The sequence below is a fragment of the Micromonospora sp. NPDC003944 genome (genome assembly GCF_053605225.1).
In genome coordinates this window covers 1-1,701 of sequence record NZ_JBSGIV010000143.1, presented here as the reverse complement: position 1 = coordinate 1,701, position 1,701 = coordinate 1, and the positions used below count along the sequence as shown (strand labels likewise).

At 72.1% G+C, this 1,701-nt stretch carries 2 protein-coding genes; one reads left to right on the top strand and one right to left on the bottom strand.

The window, feature by feature from the left end; all coding sequences use genetic code 11:
* Window positions 1-565: 565 nt before the first annotated feature.
* Window positions 566-1,252 (bottom strand): DUF4191 domain-containing protein, encoded by a 687-nt coding sequence (locus ACWER9_RS31810; RefSeq protein ID WP_285795352.1) that lies wholly within the window; start codon window positions 1,250-1,252, stop codon window positions 566-568.
* Window positions 1,253-1,460: 208 nt separating this feature from the next.
* Here ACWER9_RS31810 and ACWER9_RS31805 point away from each other — a divergent pair, with 208 nt between their 5' ends.
* Window positions 1,461-1,631, top strand: coding sequence for a hypothetical protein (locus ACWER9_RS31805; protein ID WP_387176631.1), 171 nt, complete (start codon window positions 1,461-1,463; stop codon window positions 1,629-1,631).
* Window positions 1,632-1,701 lie beyond the last annotated feature (70 nt).

Here is a 1,701-nt window from a genome sequence, read left to right as displayed (position 1 = left end):
TCCCACGATGCAGCGGGCCTGGTTCAAAGACGCACTGGCGGCCGACACCGCCGAGGCGCAGTTGCGGGCACACGTGCGCTCCGCGCTCTGCGCCCCGCGCCCCGCGCCCACGCTGTGCAACCTCGCGCTCCGCGCCCCGCAAGATCGCACTCGATCATTGATGTAGTGGCATCCGCCGCGCGCGAGGCCACTACATCGATGATCGAGCACGATCTTGGCCGGGACCCCGGCCGGGGCCGGGGCAAGGGCCAGAGTCGCGAGCCTAGGACCAGGCCGAGGGGCCGCGGGAGACCAGAAGGCCGGGGGACACCGGAACGCCGGAGGAGACCGGAACGCCGGGGGAGACCGGATGGCCGGGAACACCGGAACGCCGGAACGCCGGGGGAGACAGGCCGGAAGGCCGGGGGAGACCGGGAGGGCCGGGTGGCGGCCAGGCAGGACTGGTGCGCGGGCGGCCTGAGGGGCCGAGGTGGCCGGGTGGGCCGGCGGCATGAGGCCGGCAGGAGGGTGTACGCGAAGGAGCCGGACCTGCCGGGTCCGGCTCCTTCTACGCGTACCTCTTGGGTCAGCGGCCCCGCGACTGGCGGAAGGCGCCCGGCGGACGCATGTTCTTCGGGATCGCGCCCTTGGGCATCTGCGGTCGGGCGGTGAGCGCCTTGAGTCGCTTGTCCAGCGAGTTGACGTCCTTGCCGGAGAGGGCGCGGGGCAGGCGCAGCAGGGTGGTGCGGAGCTTGCGGATGGGCAGCTCGCCCTCGTCCTGCCCGATCACGTAGTCGTGCAGGGGAGCGGAGCCGATCACCTTGGACAGCCGCCGCTTCTCCTGACCGAGCAGCCCGCGCACCCGCTGCGGGTTGCCTTCGGCCAGCAGGATCACGCCCGGGCGGCCGATCACCAGGTGGACCATGTCCATCTGGGTGGTCGAGCTGACCGCCGGGGTCACCCGCCAGTCGCCGCGCATGTTCTCCATGATCTGCGCCGCCGCGCCGGGTTGCCCCTCGGCGGCGTTCATCATCGCCTTGTTGGAGCGGAGGTTGAGCACGATCAGCACCGCGAGCAGGATGAACAGGATGCCCAGCGGCAGCCAGATCCAGCCCCAGAGGATGACCGCGACCACGGTGAGCGCGAGCGGGATCAGCACCGCTGCGGCGACCAACGGCGCGAACCACCGGTCCTGCTTGGCGGTGAACTGGAACACCATCCCGATCTGCTTCAGCCGCTGGCCGAACGAGACCTTCTCCTGGGGCTTTGCCATGCCGCAGAGTCTAGTGGTCGCCGCCTGCCCCGTTGATCCGCGTCCGGGTGCCGCGGGGAACTGAGTACCTTACGTCGCCTGAGGCACCCGGACCGGACGGGTAAGGAGGCTGTGGGTCGGGAAGATGAGGCGCTGTGCCCATGCCCGGGTGGGGCCTTCGCGCGAAGAGTCGTCAGCAGCAGACGACGACACCACGAAGGAGCCCGACATGTTCGGCAACGACGCAGATTTCCTGCTCACCCTGCACCGTACGCACGCCGCCGAGCTGCGCGCCGACGCGGCCGCCGACCGGCTCGCCCGGTCGCTGTCCCGTCCCGTCAGCCGCGGGTGGTTGGGCCGGCGCCGGCAGGCCGCTCGCACCAGCGACGCCCGCCGGTGACCGCGCCGAGCGCGGCCGCCGCGCCGACCGCGCCGAGCGTGGCTGCCGCGCCGACCGCGCCGAGCGTGGC